We start from the raw sequence: 16889 nt of genomic DNA on the forward strand, positions 1-16889 counted from the left end.
ACGTGAGCTCCTCTTCCTCCACCGGACGCCTGTCGCACCCCCAGGTGCGACAGGGGAACCGTGGCGCTTACCGACTGGTGCGTACCCCACCGGCCCGTGTGGATCCCCCTCGTCTGGACGCCGCACAGCGCTCCGTGGTTGAGCACAAGGGCGGTCCTCTGCTCGTCCTCGCAGGTCCGGGCACCGGCAAAACGACCACGCTCGTCGAGTCGGTCGCCGCGCGGATCGCCCGCGGAGGGGACCCCGCGCGCGTGCTCGTGCTGACGTTCAGCCGCAAGGCCGCCGTCGAACTGCGCGACCGGATGGCGCTGCGCATCGGAGCCGCCCGCGCGCCGCAGGCGACCACCTTCCACTCGTTCTGCTACGCCCTGGTCCGCGCCCACCAGGACAGCGACCTGTTCGTGGAGCCGCTGCGGCTGCTCTCCGGCCCCGAGCAGGACGTCGCCGTGCGCGAACTGCTCGCCGGGCAGCCCGACCTGGAGCGGCTCGGACTGGCGCATGTGCGCTGGCCTGACGAGCTGCGGGCCTGTCTGACCACCCGGGGCTTCGCCGACGAGGTCCGCGCGGTCCTCGCCCGCAGCCGTGAACTCGGCCTGGGCCCCGACGCCCTGGACGCCTTCGCCCGCCGTATCGGCCGCCCGGACTGGCGGGCCGCGGCCGCCTTCCTCGCCGAGTACCTCGACGTCCTCGACCTCCAGGGCGTGCTCGACTACGCGGAACTGGTCCACCGCGCGGTCCTGCTCGCCCGCCGCCCCGAGGTGGCCCGGCGGCTCACCGCCCAGTACGACGCCGTGTTCGTCGACGAGTACCAGGACACCGACCCCGCCCAGGTGCGGCTGCTGCACGCCCTCGCCGGCGACGGCCGCACCCTGGTCGCGCTCGGCGACCCCGACCAGTCGATCTACGCGTTCCGCGGCGCCGATGTGAACGGCATCCTCGACTTCCCGTACGCCTTCCCGCGCGCGGACGGCCGTCCGGCCCCCGTCGAGGTCCTGCGCACCTCCCGGCGCTCCGGCGCCGGTCTGCTGGCCGCGACCCGGCTGGTGACCCAGCGCATGCCGCTCACCCGGCTGCCGGCGGAGAAGGTCCGGGCCCACCGGGAACTGACCCCCGTGCGGGACGGGGGCCGCGTCGAGGTGTACACCTACCCGACGCCCGGCACCGAACTGGACAACATCGCCGACATCCTGCGCAGGGCGCATCTGGAGGACGGCGTTCCGTGGAGCGAGATGGCCGTCCTGGTACGCGCCGGCTCCCGCACCATCCCGGTGATCCGCCGCGCGCTCACGGCGGCCGGGGTCCCGCTGGACATCGACGGCGACGACGTCCCGCTGCGCCACGAACCGGCGGTGGCGCCCTTGCTGACGGCGCTTCGGGCGGTGGCCACGGCGGAGAGTGCGGTACGGCCGTCAGGGGCCGAATCCGACGGGGCAGGGGGCGAGGAGGCGACCGTATCCGGATCGGAGGGTGACGAGGACGCAGCCATCGCCGAACCCGAGCCTTCGGACGCCCCCTGCTGGCTCGACACCGAGACCGCCCTCACGCTCCTCACCTCACCCCTCGCCGGCATGGACGCCGCCGATCTGCGCCGTCTCGGGCGGGCCCTGCGCGACGAGGAGCGGGCCGCGGGCAACGCCCTGCCGCCGCCCTCGGACGACCTCCTCGCGCGGGCGCTGGCCGAACCCGAGCGGCTCGCCGTGCACGACCCCGGGTACGCGCGGGGCGCCCAGCGGCTCGGCGCGCTGCTCAGGAAGGCCCGTGAGCGCCTCGCGGGCGGCGGCAGCGCCGAGGAGGCGCTGTGGGACCTGTGGCAGGGCACACCGTGGCCCGCGCGGCTGGAGCGCACCGCCCGGCGCGGCGGCGCGGCGGGCCGCAACGCCGACCGCGACCTCGACGCCGTGTGCGCGTTGTTCGCGACCGCCACGCGCGCGGAGGAGCGCACCGGCGGCCGCGGCGCCCTGAACTTCCTGGAGGAGATCGAGGCCGAGGACATCGCCGCCGACACCCTCACCCGGCGTGCCGTACGCCCCGACGCCGTCCGCCTGATGACCGCGCACCGCTCCAAGGGCCTGGAATGGCGCCTGGTCGTCGTCGCGGGCGTCCAGGAGGGCCTGTGGCCGGACCTGCGCCGCCGCGGCTCCCTGCTGGAGGCCGACCGCATCGGCCGCGACGGACTCGCCGAACCGCTCACCCCGGGCGCGCTGCTCGCCGAAGAGCGCCGCCTGTTCTACGTGGCCGCCACACGCGCGCGTGAGCGCCTCGTCGTCACCGCGGTCAAGGCCCCGGCCGACGACGGCGACCAGCCCTCCCGCTTCCTGACCGAACTCGGCGTCGAACCCAAGGACGTCACCGGCCGCCCGCGCCGCCCCCTGTCGGTCGCCGCCCTGGTCGCCGAACTCCGGGCCACGACGGTCGACCCGCGCGTCTCCGACACCCTCAGGGAGGCCGCCGCCCACCGGCTCGCCCGCCTCGCCGCGCTCGCCGACGAGGACGGCCGCCCGCTGGTCCCCGCGGCCCATCCCTACCGCTGGTGGGGCATGTTCGAGCCGACCGAGTCCAAGGTGCCGCTGCGCAACCGCGACCAGCCCGTCGTGCTCTCCGGAAGCGCCCTCGACCAACTCGCCAACACCTGCGCCCTCCAGTGGTTCCTGGGCCGCGAGGTGAAGGCCGACGCGCCCGCGACCGTCGCCCAGGGCTTCGGCAACGTCGTGCACGTCCTCGCCGACGAGGTCGCCTCCGGGCACACCCCCGCCGACCTCGACGTCCTCATGGAGCGCCTCGACTCGGTGTGGAACGCGCTCGCCTTCGACGCGCCCTGGAAGTCGGCGCAGGAGAAGGAGAACGCGCGCGTGGCGCTCGAACGCTTCCTGAAGTGGCACGTGATGGACCGCACCGGGCGCACTCCGGTGGCCAGCGAGCACGACTTCGACGTCACCCTGGAGGCGGGCGACGTGGAGGTGCGCATCCGCGGCCAGATGGACCGCGTGGAGGCCGACGGCGACGGGCGCGCGTACGTCGTCGACTTCAAGACCGGCAAGCAGCCCGTCAGTTCCGCCGACGTGGAGCGCCACCCCCAGCTCGCCGTCTACCAGCTCGCCGTCCGCGAAGGTGCCGTCGACGAGGCCTTCGACGGCGCACGGCCCGAGCCGGGCGGCGCCGAACTCGTCCAGCTGCGCCAGGGCGCGGCCAGGCGGGACGGCGGCGAGACCCTGCCCAAGGTGCAGGCCCAGGAGCCGCTGGAGGGCGAGTGGGTGGGCGATCTGCTCGCCACCGCCGCCGGGAAGGTCCTCGACGAACGGTTCACGCCGAACTCCGGCCAGCACTGCTCGCACTGCGCCTTCAAGGCCTCGTGCAGTGTGCAGCCGGAGGGACGGCACGTCGTCGAGTGAGGTGAGCACCCGGTGTGATCAGTCGCACCACGCGTGCTGACCAGCGCTTCTACCGGCCCGAAGGGGCGATTCGTCCTCCGTTGTCAGTGCGCGCCGCTAGCCTCTGCGACATGCCCGCCCGTATCACCGATCCCGATCAGCTCAAGGAGCTCCTCGGCATCCCGTTCACCCCGGAGCAGACGGCCTGCATCATCGCGCCGCCCGCCCCGCAGGTGATCGTGGCCGGTGCCGGTTCGGGCAAGACGACGGTGATGGCCGCGCGCGTGGTCTGGCTGGTCGGCACCGGCCAGGTCGCCCCCGAACAGGTCCTCGGCCTGACCTTCACCAACAAGGCCGCCGGTGAACTCGCCGAGCGCGTCCGCAAGGCGCTCGTCAAGGCGGGCGTCACCGACCCCGACGTCATCGACCCGGACAACCCCCCGGGCGAACCGGTGATCTCCACGTACCACGCCTTCGCGGGCCGCCTGCTGACCGACCACGGCCTGCGCATCGGCCTGGAGCCGACCTCGCGGCTGCTCGCCGACGCCACCCGCTACCAGCTCGCCGCGCGCGTGCTGCGCGAGGCCCCGGGCCCCTACCCGGCCCTGACCCGCTCCTTCGCCGACCTCGTCAGCGACCTGCTCGCCCTCGACTCCGAGCTCGCCGAACACCTCGTACGCCCCGAGCGACTGCGCGGGTACGACGCCGAGCTGCTGCTCACCCTCCAGGGCGCCAAGCTCACCAACGACACCCTGCGCAAGGTCCCCGAGGCGGCCGCCGCCCGCCGCGAACTCGCCGAGCTGGTCGTCCGCTACCGCGCCGCCAAACGCGAACGCGACCTGCTCGACTTCGGCGACCAGATCGCCCTGTCGGCGCGGCTCGCCGGGATCGACGAGGTGGGCCGCGTCCTGCGCGAGGAGTTCCGGGTGGTGCTCCTCGACGAGTACCAGGACACCTCGGTCGCCCAACGCGTCCTCCTCGAGGGCCTGTTCGGCGGCGGCACCGGCCACCCGGTGACCGCCGTCGGCGACCCCTGCCAGGCCATCTACGGCTGGCGCGGTGCCTCCGTCGCCAACCTCGACGACTTCCCCGAGCACTTCGCCCACCCCGACGGCCGCCCCGCCGCCCGCCAGGCGCTCAGCGAGAACCGCCGCAGCGGCGGCCGCCTCCTCGACCTCGCCAACGGCCTCGCGGAGCCCCTGCGCGCCATGCACGCGGGCGTGGAGGCCCTGCGCCCCGCCCCCGGTGCCGAGCGCGACGGCACGGTGCGCTGCGCCCTGCTGCCCACCCACGCCGAGGAGATCGACTGGATCGCCGACTCCATCGCGCACCTGGTGAACACCGGCAAGGCGCCCGGCGAGATCGCCGTCCTGTGCCGTACGGCCACCGACTTCGCCGAGATCCAGGGCGCCCTGGTGGCCCGGGACATCCCCGTGGAGGTGGTGGGCCTGGCGGGCCTGCTGCACCTCCCGGAGGTGGCCGACCTGGTCGCCGTCTGCGAGGTCCTCCAGGACCCCGGCGCCAACGCCTCCCTGGTCCGCCTGCTGACCGGCCCGCGCTGGCGCATCGGCCCGCGTGACCTCGCCCTCCTTGGGCGGCGCGCCCGGCGGCTGGTGTCCCACGCGCGCGTGGACGGCGACGACGACCCCGACCGCCGGCTCGCCGAGGCCGTCGAGGGGGTCGACCCCGCCGAGGTGATATCGCTCGCGGACGCCCTGGAGACCTTCCTGGAGTCGCCCCTGAACGGCGACGAGGACGACGACGGACTGCCGTTCTCGCCGGACGCGCGCGTGCGCTTCGCCCGCCTGGCCACCGAACTGCGCGATCTGCGCCGCTCGCTCGCCGACCCGCTGATGGACGTCCTGCACCGCGTCCTCGCCGTCACGGGCCTGGAGGTCGAGCTGTCGGCGTCGCCGCACGCCCTGGCCGCCCGCCGCCGCGAGACCCTGTCGAACTTCCTGGACGTCGCCGCCGCCTTCGCCGCGGGCGACGGTGAGGCCACCCTGCTCGCCTTCCTCGGCTTCCTGCGCACCGCCGCCCAGTACGAGAAGGGCCTCGACAACGCCCTGCCGGGCGGCGAGAACACCGTCAAGGTGCTCACCGCGCACAAGTCCAAGGGCCTGGAGTGGGACGTCGTCGCCGTGCCCGGCCTGGTCACCGACACCTTCCCCAGCGCCAAGGGCCGCGAGAAGTGGACCGCCCAGGCCAAGGTGCTGCCGCACGCCCTGCGCGGCGACACCGAGACGCTGCCCGACATCGGCTCCTGGGACTCCCGCGGCATGAAGGCCTTCCACGAGGCCATGAAGGAGCACCAGCACACCGAGGAACTCCGCCTCGGCTACGTCACCTTCACCCGCCCCCGCTCCCTCCTGCTCGGCTCCGGCCATTGGTGGGGGCCGACGCAGAAGAAGCCCAGGGGACCGTCCGACTTCCTCCAGGCCCTGTACGAGCACTGCGCGGCCGGCTTCGGCGAGATCGAGGAGTGGGCGGACGAGCCCGCTGAGGACGACGAGAACCCGGCGTTCCACAGCCGGACCGAGGACCAGGTGTGGCCGCTGCCCCTGGACGCGGCGGCGTTCGTGCGCCGCCGCAGGGCCGCCGAGACCGTCCTGGCCCACCTGGAGGACCTCGCCTCCCACACGGACGCGCACCCCGCGGCCGTACACGACCCGAGCACCTACGACGACCCCGACTGGCCCCCGCCCCCGGACGACGAAGAGCCGCCCCTCGACGGCTTCGAGGAGGGCGCCCTTCCCGAAGACCCAGGAGGGCCCGAGGACTGGGACGACTGGACGACGGAACGCCCCGCCGTACCGCACCAGGCGACCGCGCCGGACAGCGACGGACACGCCCACGCGCGGACGGCCCCTCCCGCACGCCCCCACGCCCGCCTCACCCCCGAAGAGGCCCGCACCGTCGACTCCTGGGACCGCGACCTCGACGCGCTCACCGGTGAACTCCTGCGGGCGCGGGAGGCCGTGACCGACGTACCGCTGCCCATGTCGCTCACCGCGTCCCAGGTGATGAGGCTGGCCGCCGACCCGGACGGGCTCGCGCAGGAACTCGCGCGCCCCATGCCGCGCCCCCCGCAGCCCGCCGCGCGCCGGGGCACCCGCTTCCACGCCTGGGTCGAGTCCCGCTTCGAGGCGCTGACGCTGCCCATGCTGGAGCCGGAGGAACTGCCGGGCGGTGACGCCGAGATCGCCGACGAGCGCGACCTGGAGAGCCTCAAGGACGCCTTCGAGCGCACCGAGTACGCCCAGCGCACACCCCACCGCGTGGAGGCGCCCTTCCAACTCGCCATCGCGGGGCGCGTCGTCCGCGGCCGTATCGACGCCGTCTACCGGCACGACGACGGCGAGGGGACGACGTACGAGATCGTCGACTGGAAGACCAGCCACACCCGCTCCGCCGACCCCCTCCAGCTCGCTCTGTACCGCCTCGGCTGGGCCGAGCAGCAGGGAGTGCCTGTGGAATCGGTCACGGCAGCGTTCCTGTACGTGCGCACCGGAGAGGTCGTACGACCCGGCGGCCTGCCCGATCGGGCGGCCCTGGAACGGCTGTTGACCCAGGAACCGGGCGGTCGGCCGACGGGTTCCGGGCAGGCGAACTGTGAGGAACCGCCCAACGAGGATGTCGGTGCGGGCCGATAGGCTCATGACCATGAGCCTGACCCCGGACAGCGCCGTCCGTACGTACATCGAGCAGCACCGCGCCGCCTTCCTCGACGACCTCACTGACTGGCTGCGCATCCCGTCCGTCTCGGCCCAGCCCGACCACGGAGCAGATGTACGACGCAGCGCCGACTGGCTCGCCGAGAAGCTCCGGGAGACCGGGTTCCCCACGGCCGAGGTCTGGGAGACCCCGGGCGCGCCCGCCGTCTTCGCCGAATGGCCCGCCGAGGACCCCGCGGCGCCCACGGTCCTCGTCTACGGCCACCACGACGTCCAGCCCGCCGACCGCGAGGACGGCTGGGACAGCGACCCCTTCGAGCCGGTCGTCCGCGGAAACCGCCTCTACGCGCGCGGGGCGGCCGACGACAAGGGCCAGGTCTTCTTCCACACCCTGGGCGTCCGCGCCCACCTCGCCGCCACCGGCCGCACCGCGCCCGCGGTCCGTCTGAAGCTGCTGATCGAGGGCGAGGAGGAGTCCGGCTCACCCCACTTCCGCGCACTGGTCGAACAGCAGGCCGAGCGGCTCGCCGCCGACGTCGTGATCGTCTCCGACACCAGCATGTGGGACGAGGACACGCCCACCGTGTGCACCGGCATGCGGGGCCTCGCCGAGTGCGAGATCCGGCTGTACGGCCCCGACCAGGACATCCACTCCGGCTCCTTCGGCGGCGCCGTCCCCAACCCGGCCACCGCCGTCGCCCGCCTGGTCGCCGCCCTGCACGACGAGCACGCGCGCGTGACGATCCCCGGCTTCTACGACGGCATCGTCGAACTGACCGACCGGGAGCGCGAACTCTTCGCCGAACTGCCTTTCGACGAGGAGCAGTGGCTGCGCACGGCCCACTCGCACGCCACCCACGGCGAGGCCGGACACACCACCCTGGAGCGCGTCTGGGCCCGCCCCACGGCAGAGGTCAACGGCATCGGCGGCGGCTACCAGGGCCCCGGCAGCAAGACGGTCGTGCCGTCCTCCGCGATGGTGAAGCTCTCCTTCCGGCTGGTCGCGGGGCAGGACCCCGACCACATCGAGAAGGCCGTCCGTGCCTGGGCCGCCGGCCAGGTCCCCGCCGGGATCCGGCAGGAGATCACCTTCGCCGCGGCCACGCGCCCGTGCCTGACCCCGCTGGACCACCCCGCCCTCCAGTCCGTCGTCCGGGCCATGGGCCGCGCCTTCGAGAAGCCCGTCGGCTTCACGCGCGTGGGCGGCTCAGGACCGGCCGCCGATCTCCAGGACGTCCTCGGTGCCCCCGTGCTCTTCCTGGGCATCTCCGTCCCCTCCGACGGCTGGCACGCGCCGAACGAGAAGGTCGAGCTGGACCTGCTCCTCAAGGGCGTCGAGACCTCCGCCTACCTGTGGGGCGATCTCGCCGAGCACCACTGTCATGCGCCCTGATCGTCCCGCGCCGTCCGGATCGGCATGGAACGAGGAGCAGACTGGAAGAGCTGTCCCGTACCGCCGAATCCCACCGGACCCGGTCCCCGCCCGCCGTACGTCCCGCCGAACCCATCCGCCACACCGGGGGAGTTGGAAGCACCCGTGACCACCTGGACCGACCACACCGCCGACCGTCCCGTCTCGCTCACCGCCCCGAGCGGCATCGACCGCGCCGCGCACCACCGGCTCGACGAGGCCTGGCTGGCGGCGGCGTGGAGCCACCCCACGACCCGTTGCTTCGTGGTCTCCGGCGGCCAGGTCCTCATCGACGAGGCCGCGGACGGCCGTACCGAACTCGTCATGACCCCGTCCTTCGAGGCCCCGCTCACCGAGGCGCACCGCTACTTCCTCGGCATCGACGAGGACGGCGTGCGCTACTTCGCGCTCCAGAAGGACGCGCTGCCGGGCCGTATCGACCAGTCCGCGCGTCCGGCCGGTCTGCGGGAGGCCGGGCTGCTGCTGTCCGCGCGCGACGCCGGGCTGATGGTGCACGCGGTCGGCCTGGAGAACTGGCAGCGCACCCACCGCTTCTGCTCCCGTTGCGGCGAGCGCACGGTCATCGCCGCGGCCGGCCACATCCGCCGCTGCCAGGCCTGCGGCGCCGAGCACTACCCGCGCACCGACCCGGCCGTGATCATGGCGGTCACCGACGAGGAGGACCGCATCCTGCTCGGCCGCCAGGTGCACTGGCCCGAGGGACGCTTCTCGACCCTCGCCGGGTTCGTGGAGCCCGGCGAGTCCATCGAGCAGTCGGTGCGCCGCGAGGTCTTCGAGGAGGCCGGCATCACCGTCGGACAGGTCGAGTACGTCGCCAGCCAGCCCTGGCCGTTCCCGTCCAGCCTGATGCTCGGCTTCATGGCCCGCGCCACCTCCACCGAGATCAATGTCGACGGCGACGAGATCCACGAGGCCCGCTGGTTCTCCCGCGAAGACCTCCGGGCGGCCTTCGAGTCCGGCGAGGTCCTCCCGCCGTACGGCATCTCGATCGCGGCGCGTCTGATCGAGCTCTGGTACGGCAAGCCGCTGCCGACGAGGAGCTTCGTCTGAGAGGACGTGCATGCCCGACCCGTACTGGAACCACAACGTCCACTACCACCGGCTGGTGCTCGACGCCGTGCCGGAGGGCTGTGGTGAGGCCCTGGACGTGGGGTGCGGGGACGGGCTGCTCGCCCGCAAGCTGGCGGAGCGCGCCGCGTCCGTTACCGGCGTGGACCGCTCACCGGAGATGATCCGGCAGGCACGCGCGGCCTCTCCCGGGACCCTCACCTTCCTGGAGGCTGACTACCTCGACGGCAGGGCCCTGCCGGAGGGCACGTACGACTTCGTCAGCGCGGTCGCCGTGGTGCACCACGCGCCCTTCGAGGACGCCCTCGACGGTCTCGTACGGCTGCTGGCGCCCGGTGGACGCCTGGTGATCGTCGGGATGGCGTACAACAGGACGGCGCTGGACTGGGTGATCAGCGGCTGCGGGGTGCCCGCGAGCCTGCTGATGAGGAAGCTGCGGGGCGGCAAGAGAAGCCCGGCCGGCATGCCCATGGAGGACTCGGCCATGCACTGGGGCGAGGCCCGGCGGGCCACCCGGCACCTCCTGCCCGGCCGCCGGTACCGGCGATGGCTGCTGTGGCGCTACACGGCGGTCTGGGACAAACCGGAAGAGGGCGGCCCCTGAGCTTCCTCAGGAACCGCCCTCTTGGGTCGCGCCTACGCGCCGATCTTCTGCTTCACCTGCGCCAGAGACGGGTTCGTGAGCGTGGAACCATCACTGAACAGAACCGTGGGCACTGTCTGGTTCCCGCCGTTCGCCTTCTCCACGAACGCGGCGGACTCCGGGTCCTGCTCGATGTTGATCTCGGTGTACGTGATGCCCTCGCGGTCCATCTGCTTCTTCAACCGCTGGCAGTAGCCGCACCAGGTGGTGCTGTACATCGTCACAGTGCCCGGCATGTCTCTCGCGCTCCTCAGCAGCTCGGGGGATGGGTGCTCGCAGAGGGGAAACGTACGTGAAACGGCCACCATTCCCGTACCCGGCGACCTGTCCCGGGTGACGCCTGCCGCATTAGTACGACTGCGAGGGCATCCCTGTGGACAACCGGCTCAGCCGTCTCCGCCGACCTGGCAGCATGGCCGTGTGACAGCAGCAACGCACTCCACCCTCTTCCCGCGCACCCCGGACTCTGCCGACGCGGTGCTCGAAGGGCTCGACCCCGAGCAGCGCGAGGTCGCCACCGCCCTGCACGGGCCGGTGTGCGTGCTCGCGGGCGCCGGAACCGGCAAGACCCGGGCGATCACCCACCGCATCGCCTACGGGGTGCGGGCCGGCATCCTCCAGCCCTCCAGCGTGCTCGCCGTCACCTTCACCAACCGCGCCGCAGGGGAGATGCGCGGCCGTCTCCGCCAGCTCGGCGCCTCCGGCGTCCAGGCCCGGACCTTCCACTCCGCGGCCCTGCGCCAGCTCCAGTACTTCTGGCCGAAAGCCGTCGGCGGCTCCATGCCCCGGCTCGTCGACCGCAAGATCCAGCTCGTCGCCGACGCGGCCGCCGCCTGCCGCATCCGCCTCGACCGGGGCGAACTGCGGGACGTCACCGGGGAGATCGAGTGGTCCAAGGTCACCCAGACCGTGCCTTCCGAATACGCCCTCGCGGTCGCGAAGGCCGGCCGCGAGACCCCCCGCGCCGCGGCCGAGATCTCGCAGCTCTACGCCGCCTACGAGGACCTCAAGCGGGAGCGCGCCGTCATCGACTTCGAGGACGTGCTGCTGCTGACCGTCGCGATCCTCCAGGACCGGGGCGACATCGCCGAACAGGTCCGCGCCCAGTACCAGCACTTCGTGGTCGACGAGTACCAGGACGTCAGCCCCCTCCAGCAGCGCCTGCTGGAACTCTGGCTCGGCCGGCGCGACAGCCTGTGCGTCGTCGGCGACGCCAGCCAGACGATCTACTCCTTCACCGGCGCAACCCCCGATCACCTGCTCGACTTCCGCACCCGCCACCCCGGTGCCACCGTCGTCAAGCTGGTCCGTGACTACCGCTCCACCCCCCAGGTGGTCCATCTGGCCAACGGCCTGCTCGCCCAGGCCCACGGCCGCGCCGCCGACCACCGGCTGGAACTCGTCTCCCAGCGCCGCCCGGGCCCCGAGCCCGGATACACCGAGTACACCGACGAACCCGCCGAGGCCGAGGGCGCCGCCCGCCGCATCCGCGAACTTCTCGACGCGGGCGTCCGGGCCAGCGAGATCGCCGTCCTGTTCCGCACCAACGCCCAGTCCGAGACCTACGAACAGGCCCTCGCCGACGCCGGGGTGCCCTACCAGCTGCGCGGTGCAGAGCGGTTCTTCGACCGCCCCGAGGTGCGCCGGGCCATCGTCAAACTCCGCGGCGCGGCCCGCTTCGGCGGCAACGACTCACAGCTGGACGACGCCGTCGACCTGCCCTCCCAGGTGCGTGCCGTGCTCTCGGGCGAGGGCTGGACCACCGAGCCGCCGGCCGGCTCCGGGGCCGTCAGAGAGCGCTGGGAGTCCCTGGCCGCCCTGGTCAACCTCGCGCAGGACTACGCCGCCGCCCGGTCCGGCGCCACCCTCGGCGACCTGGTGGCCGAACTCGACGAGCGGGCGAACGCCCAGCACGCCCCGACGGTGGAGGGCGTCACCCTCGCCTCCCTGCACTCCGCCAAGGGCCTGGAGTGGGACGCCGTCTTCCTGGTCGGGGTCGCCGAGGGCATGATGCCGATCAGCTACGCCAAGACCGACGAGCAGGTCGAGGAGGAACGCCGTCTCCTCTATGTCGGTGTCACCCGCGCCCGTGAACGCCTCCAGGTGTCCTGGTCGCTCTCCCGCTCGCCCGGCGGCCGTCCCAACCGTCGCCCCAGCCGCTTCCTCGACGGACTGCGCCCCGGCTCCGTCGCCACCGCGGGCCGCAGCGCCGCGGTGGGAGCGGGGGGAGTGGAACGCGGCTCCATGGGTGCCGTGGCGGGCGCCGCCGCCCCCAGACGGACCCGGCGCACCCCGGCCCGCTGCCGGGTCTGCGGGCGCACGCTCACCGACGCCGGCGAGATGAAGCTGATGCGCTGCGAGGACTGTCCCTCCGACATGGACGAGGGGCTCTACGAGCGGCTGCGCGACTGGCGCGCGGTGCAGGCGCAGCGCAGCGGACAGCCCGCCTTCTGCGTCTTCACCGACAAGACCCTCATCGCGATCGCCGAGGCCGTCCCTGACGACGAGCACGAGCTGGCGCGGATCCCGGGCGTCGGGATGCGCAAGCTCAACCGGTACGGAGCCGATGTCCTGGCCATCTGCGCAGGCCAGGAGGTCGCCGCGGAAGAAAACGAGGACTGACGCGAACTCGTCGAAAAAATAGTTTGCGCATGCCCCAGCAATCCCCATAGGTTCTTAGCCACGGGGACGGAGGCCTTCTCGGAGGCCCCGATTCCGTGTTCTACTTGCATATCCGTCGGACCGCGGCTCGCGCCGCAGTCCCCCGAGACGCCGAGAGGAGGCGATTGAAGTGATCAGCATCAGCAGCAGCTCCATCAGCACCGCCAAAATGACCGATCCCTCGGTCGTCTCCGCGTGCATGCTCGGCGTTTCGAACCTGGGCACCGGTCTGTCCGGCATTTCTGCCGCCCGTCCGGCCGGCGCCCTGTCTCTCACGGGTCTTCCCGTGCGGGAGCGCAATGAGCGACCGACCAAGGCACTGGAAGCAGTAGCGGCACAGGCGCAGGCCTATGCCTTTGCGGCGGCCGGTGCCGGATTCCGGAAGCAGACGACGCAGCACCACCTGATGTGGGCCTTCCGTGGGCCAGAACCCTGGAGTGATCCAGCCTGATTCGATCAGGCCGGCGCCTTCAGGGCCGCGGAACCCCATCCGGGATCCGCGGCCCTTCTGTTTTCCCCGAACGGGGAGAGCGGAGTGAAGGGGCCTCGGGACAACAACGCCGACCACCGGCCCAACAGGGCCGGAACGACAGACGAGGAAGACGAAACCGTGCAACTCGAAGCGCACGCCCCGTCCGTACCGCCTTCCGAAACGATCCCCCCGCCCGGCCTCACGGAGGACTCCACCTTGATCCCGCTCACCGCGCTCACCGCGCTCGACGACGCCATCGAGAACCTCGGCGTACCCGTCCCCTGCCGTTCCTACGACCCGGAGGTCTTCTTCGCCGAGTCGCCGGCCGACGTCGAGTACGCCAAGTCCCTCTGCCGCACCTGCCCGCTGATGGAGGCCTGCCTCGCCGGCGCCAAGGAGCGGCGTGAGCCCTGGGGCGTCTGGGGTGGCGAGCTGTTCGTGCAGGGTGTCGTCGTCGCCCGGAAGCGGCCGCGTGGTCGCCCGCGCAAGAACCCGGTCACGGCATGAACACCGCAGGAACGATCGACCGTCCTCTCACGAACGACCCCCAGAAGCAGGCCTCGATGACGCCGTCCATCAGCGAGCCCCACGGCTCCGTGATCCCAGACTTCACCACCACCGGCGCGACCGACACGCGTCAGAACAGGACCCGAGAGATGCAACTCCAACCAGAAGCCCTGGCTCGTGCGCATATGCATGAGCTGCTGCATGAGGCCGAGCGGGAACGCCGGGCCGTGCGCCTGGTGACCGCGCGCCGGATGCAGCGCCGGGCCGAGCGCGCCTCGCGGCGCGCCCGCCGGGCGCTCGCCATGGCGGTCATGCAGTAGCCGCAACCGACAGCCGCCCACCGGTGGCTCTCTCCTCGGGGGTCGGTCCGTGCGAACGGACCGGCCCCCGCAGTGCGTTGTACGCGCCGAACCGGCCACCCGGCGTTATCGTCGCGGGGTGACGAGTCTTTCCGGAGACGGTGACGGCGGCTCCCCGGCGGAGCCGCACCCCCTCGTGTGCGCCCGCTGCGGCACCCGGGCCGAGGGCCCGCGGCCCACCTGGACCTGCTCCGTGGAGAACGGCGTCCGCCAGTACTTCTGCGACGCCTGTTCCCGCGAGAACCTCAGGGCGATCGAGAGCCGGCTCGACTCGGCCTGGTGGTAGGCGCGCTCACGCCTCCGCGGCCGGAGTCTCCTCGTCGAACTCCGCCACTTCCTCCTCCGGCACGAACCCCGGCAGCCACTCCTCCAGCTCCTCGCGGAGCCGGACCGTCGCGCCCAGCTGGCACAGGACGCCGATGGTGCTGAGGGTCACCCGGTGGATGAGGAGGTAGGCCGGGGGCAGGTTGAGCTGCTTGCCGAGCTGGTGGGCGGGGGAGCGCGGGTCGGCGATCCGGGCCGCCTGGCTGCGGATCCAGCCGCGGGTGAAGGTGAACTCCTCGACCTGGGCCGGTTCGATGATCGGCAGCAGGTAGTCCAGGACCGCGTCGGGATCCAGCTCTATGGACTCCTTGACGAACCCTTCCGTGCGCAGCAGCTCGTAGACCGACTCCGCGTCGCCGTCGAGCGTCATGCGCAGGGAGGTGCCGATGGGGTCCGGGAGGCCGCCCGGCAGCCGGTCGACCGTGCCGAAGTCCAGGACGCCCAGGCGCCACTCCTCCTCGCCGTCCGGACCGCCGGGCAGCAGCCGGAAGTTGCCCGGGTGGGGGTCGGCGTGCAGCAGGCCGGTGCGGGCCGGGCCGGAGAAGAGGAAGCGGGCCAGCAGCTGGCCGGCCCGGTCGCGCTGCTCCTGGGTGCCGTCGGCGATCACCTCGGACAGCGGGATCCCGTCGATCCACTCGGTGATCAGGACCTGCTCGCACTGGTGGACCACGTCCGGCACCACGACGTCCGGGTCGTCCGTGAACTCCTCGGCGTGGGTGCGCTGGGCCTGGGCCTCCAGGCCGTAGTCGAGCTCCTCCGAGACACGGTCGCGCAGCTCCGAGATGAGGGGTTTGATGTCGATCCCCGGCACCAGTGGGCCCAATAGGCGGGCGAAACGGCCCAGTTGGTTCAGGTCGGACAGAAGCGCCTCGCCGGCGCCCGGGTACTGGACCTTGACCGCCACCTCCCGCCCGTCGTGCCACACCGCCCGGTGGACCTGGCCGATCGACGCCGCCGCCGAGGGCTTGTCGTCGAACTCCTCGAACAGCTGCGGCCAGTCCTCGCCCAGGCGCTCCGCCAGCACGGAGTGCACGGTGCGGGTCGGCATCGGGGGCGCCGCCTCCTGGAGCTTGGTCAGCGCCGCGCGGTAGGGGCCGGCGACCTCCTCGGGCAGCGCCGACTCGAAGACGGACAGGGCCTGGCCGAACTTCATGGCGCCGCCCTTGAGCTCCCCGAGCACCTTGAACAGCTGCTCCGCGGTGCGCTGTTGCAGCTCGCGGCCGACGATCTCCGCCGACTCGCCCACGATCCGCTTGCCCAGGCCCCAGGTGGCCCGTCCGGCGAAGCCGAGCGGGAGCGCGGCGAGCTTGGCGGTGCGGGTGACCGCCTTGCGGGGAAGATCAGACATGCGCCCTCCTGGTCCCTGCCGGCCGCACCGCGGCTGCCTCACGGCACCACCCCTCGGACGGCCCTTGCTCCGCCATTGTCTCGTGCGCTTCCCCGTCCTTGGGTGTGTGTTCTCCCTTACCTTTCTCCGCGGCACCGCAGGCGCATGCCGGATGCGGCCATACCGGGCGGGAGTGCCAGTTCAGGCCGGGGAGGGAGACCTCCCAGCGGGCTCCCGCGCTCGACGGGACACGGCCGTCGAGGAAGGCGAGGGCGTGTGCGGCCGCGAGTCCGGCGACCGTGGTCGCCAGTGTCAGGTCGCACGGCCGTACCGGAAGGGCCCGGCCCGAGCGCCATTGGGCGACCAGTCGGAGCCAGGCGGGGTCCCGGTCGGCGCGGGTCTCGTGCAGACAGCCGGCGCAGCCCGTCTCGCCCGGCAGGACCAGGGGGCCGACCACGCCGGTGGCCTCGACGACCCCCGCGTACAGATGAGGGGTGCCGGAGCGGACGAGGGGCTCGGCGGTGGCCGGGTCGGGGGCGTGCACGTCGACGTCGTCCCGTGGGGCGAGGATCACCAGGGAGAGGCCGGGGTCGTCCATGCCGGCCGAGGACCGGGAGGTGCGGCGTGGTGGGCGGTCCGGTGCCGCCTCCTGCACCGCCCGGCGGGCGGCCGTGTCCCTGAGGTCGCCGACGGAGGTCGCGGGCAGGCCGCCCGGGGCGACGTCCCCCGGCTCGACACGCCCGCCGTCGCGCACGTCGACCTCGCCCACCCCCGCGCCCGAGAGCAGCGCGGCCAGTACCGAGCCGACCCGGCCGGCGCCCCGGATCTGCACCCGCAGGGAGCGCCGGGCGGCCAGGAGTCTCATCGGGTCACCCGGCTCCGACGTGGTCACGGACAGCGAGGCCAGGTCGGGGCCCAGCCGGTCCAGGACCTTCTTCTTCCCGCGCAGGACGTCAGTTTGGAGGGTTTCCGGTTCGGCCTGAGCGAGGCGCAGCGCACCGCCGCGGTCGAGAACCTGAAGAAGATCGGCGCCGATGTGAACCTCGACGCCGAC

13 protein-coding genes are annotated in these 16889 nt (G+C 72.8%); 10 read left to right on the top strand and 3 right to left on the bottom strand.

The window, feature by feature from the left end; all coding sequences use genetic code 11:
* Positions 1–2 precede the first annotated feature (2 nt).
* The 5 genes from ABZ896_RS31055 to ABZ896_RS31075 all read left to right on the top strand — a co-directional run bounded on the left by ABZ896_RS31055 (position 3) and on the right by ABZ896_RS31075 (position 10146).
* Complete coding sequence (locus tag ABZ896_RS31055; RefSeq protein ID WP_360936356.1) at positions 3–3389, top strand: ATP-dependent DNA helicase; 3387 nt, start codon at positions 3–5, stop codon at positions 3387–3389.
* 110 nt (positions 3390–3499) lie between these two features.
* Positions 3500–7021, top strand: a complete 3522-nt coding sequence (locus tag ABZ896_RS31060) for an ATP-dependent DNA helicase (protein ID WP_360936358.1) — start codon at positions 3500–3502, stop codon at positions 7019–7021.
* 4 nt (positions 7022–7025) lie between these two features.
* Positions 7026–8435 (top strand): dipeptidase, encoded by a 1410-nt coding sequence (locus ABZ896_RS31065; RefSeq protein ID WP_360936360.1) that lies wholly within the window; start codon positions 7026–7028, stop codon positions 8433–8435.
* 144 nt (positions 8436–8579) lie between these two features.
* Positions 8580–9524, top strand: a complete 945-nt coding sequence (gene nudC / locus ABZ896_RS31070; protein WP_360936362.1) for an NAD(+) diphosphatase — start codon at positions 8580–8582, stop codon at positions 9522–9524.
* Positions 9525–9534: 10 nt separating this feature from the next.
* Positions 9535–10146 carry a class I SAM-dependent methyltransferase gene (locus ABZ896_RS31075; protein ID WP_360936364.1) on the top strand — a complete coding sequence of 204 codons (612 nt, stop codon included), beginning with the start codon at positions 9535–9537 and terminating at the stop codon, positions 10144–10146.
* A gap of 32 nt (positions 10147–10178) precedes the next feature.
* Here the strand turns inward: ABZ896_RS31075 and ABZ896_RS31080 are convergent, their stop codons facing one another.
* Complete coding sequence (locus ABZ896_RS31080) at positions 10179–10421, bottom strand: mycoredoxin (protein ID WP_360936366.1); 243 nt, start codon at positions 10419–10421, stop codon at positions 10179–10181.
* 184 nt (positions 10422–10605) lie between these two features.
* On the opposite strand from ABZ896_RS31080, the gene ABZ896_RS31085 reads away from it, so the two are divergent.
* From ABZ896_RS31085 to ABZ896_RS31105, 5 genes are all read left to right on the top strand, one after another.
* Positions 10606–12807 (top strand): ATP-dependent DNA helicase UvrD2, encoded by a 2202-nt coding sequence (locus ABZ896_RS31085; protein WP_360936368.1) that lies wholly within the window; start codon positions 10606–10608, stop codon positions 12805–12807.
* 169 nt (positions 12808–12976) lie between these two features.
* Positions 12977–13297: a hypothetical protein gene (locus ABZ896_RS31090; RefSeq protein WP_360936370.1), complete on the top strand. Its 321-nt coding sequence runs from the start codon at positions 12977–12979 to the stop codon at positions 13295–13297.
* A gap of 159 nt (positions 13298–13456) precedes the next feature.
* Positions 13457–13825: a WhiB family transcriptional regulator gene (locus ABZ896_RS31095; RefSeq protein WP_020119791.1), complete on the top strand. Its 369-nt coding sequence runs from the start codon at positions 13457–13459 to the stop codon at positions 13823–13825.
* A complete protein-coding gene (locus ABZ896_RS31100) occupies positions 13822–14145 on the top strand; it encodes a hypothetical protein (protein WP_360936372.1) in 324 nt (107 codons plus the stop codon). The genes ABZ896_RS31095 and ABZ896_RS31100 overlap by 4 nt, the downstream gene beginning before the upstream one ends.
* A 118-nt stretch (positions 14146–14263) precedes the next feature.
* Positions 14264–14470 (top strand): hypothetical protein, encoded by a 207-nt coding sequence (locus ABZ896_RS31105; protein ID WP_360936374.1) that lies wholly within the window; start codon positions 14264–14266, stop codon positions 14468–14470.
* A gap of 6 nt (positions 14471–14476) precedes the next feature.
* On the opposite strand, the gene ABZ896_RS31110 is transcribed toward ABZ896_RS31105, so the two are convergent.
* Both ABZ896_RS31110 and ABZ896_RS31115 read right to left on the bottom strand, forming a co-directional pair.
* Positions 14477–15856 (bottom strand): AarF/ABC1/UbiB kinase family protein, encoded by a 1380-nt coding sequence (locus ABZ896_RS31110; RefSeq protein WP_360936376.1) that lies wholly within the window; start codon positions 15854–15856, stop codon positions 14477–14479.
* On the bottom strand, positions 15849–16889 hold a 1041-nt coding region (locus ABZ896_RS31115), incomplete at its 5' end, for a TOMM precursor leader peptide-binding protein (protein WP_360936378.1). The genes ABZ896_RS31115 and ABZ896_RS31110, both read right to left, overlap by 8 nt.

Source organism: Streptomyces sp. NPDC047072 (genome assembly GCF_040643855.1).
In the GTDB taxonomy this organism is placed as follows: Bacteria; Actinomycetota; Actinomycetes; order Streptomycetales; family Streptomycetaceae; genus Streptomyces.

Bases quoted from the DNA above. Each gene is read 5' to 3' on its own strand.
- ABZ896_RS31060 (WP_360936358.1), top strand. From the start codon at position 3,500: ATGCCCGCCCGTATCACCGATCCCGATCAGCTCAAGGAGCTCCTCGGC.
- ABZ896_RS31065 (WP_360936360.1), top strand. From the start codon at position 7,026: ATGACCATGAGCCTGACCCCGGACAGCGCCGTCCGTACGTACATCGAG.
- ABZ896_RS31075 (WP_360936364.1), top strand. From the start codon at position 9,535: ATGCCCGACCCGTACTGGAACCACAACGTCCACTACCACCGGCTGGTG.
- ABZ896_RS31080 (WP_360936366.1), bottom strand. From the start codon at position 10,421: ATGCCGGGCACTGTGACGATGTACAGCACCACCTGGTGCGGCTACTGC.
- ABZ896_RS31100 (WP_360936372.1), top strand. From the start codon at position 13,822: ATGAACACCGCAGGAACGATCGACCGTCCTCTCACGAACGACCCCCAG.
- ABZ896_RS31110 (WP_360936376.1), bottom strand. From the start codon at position 15,856: ATGTCTGATCTTCCCCGCAAGGCGGTCACCCGCACCGCCAAGCTCGCC.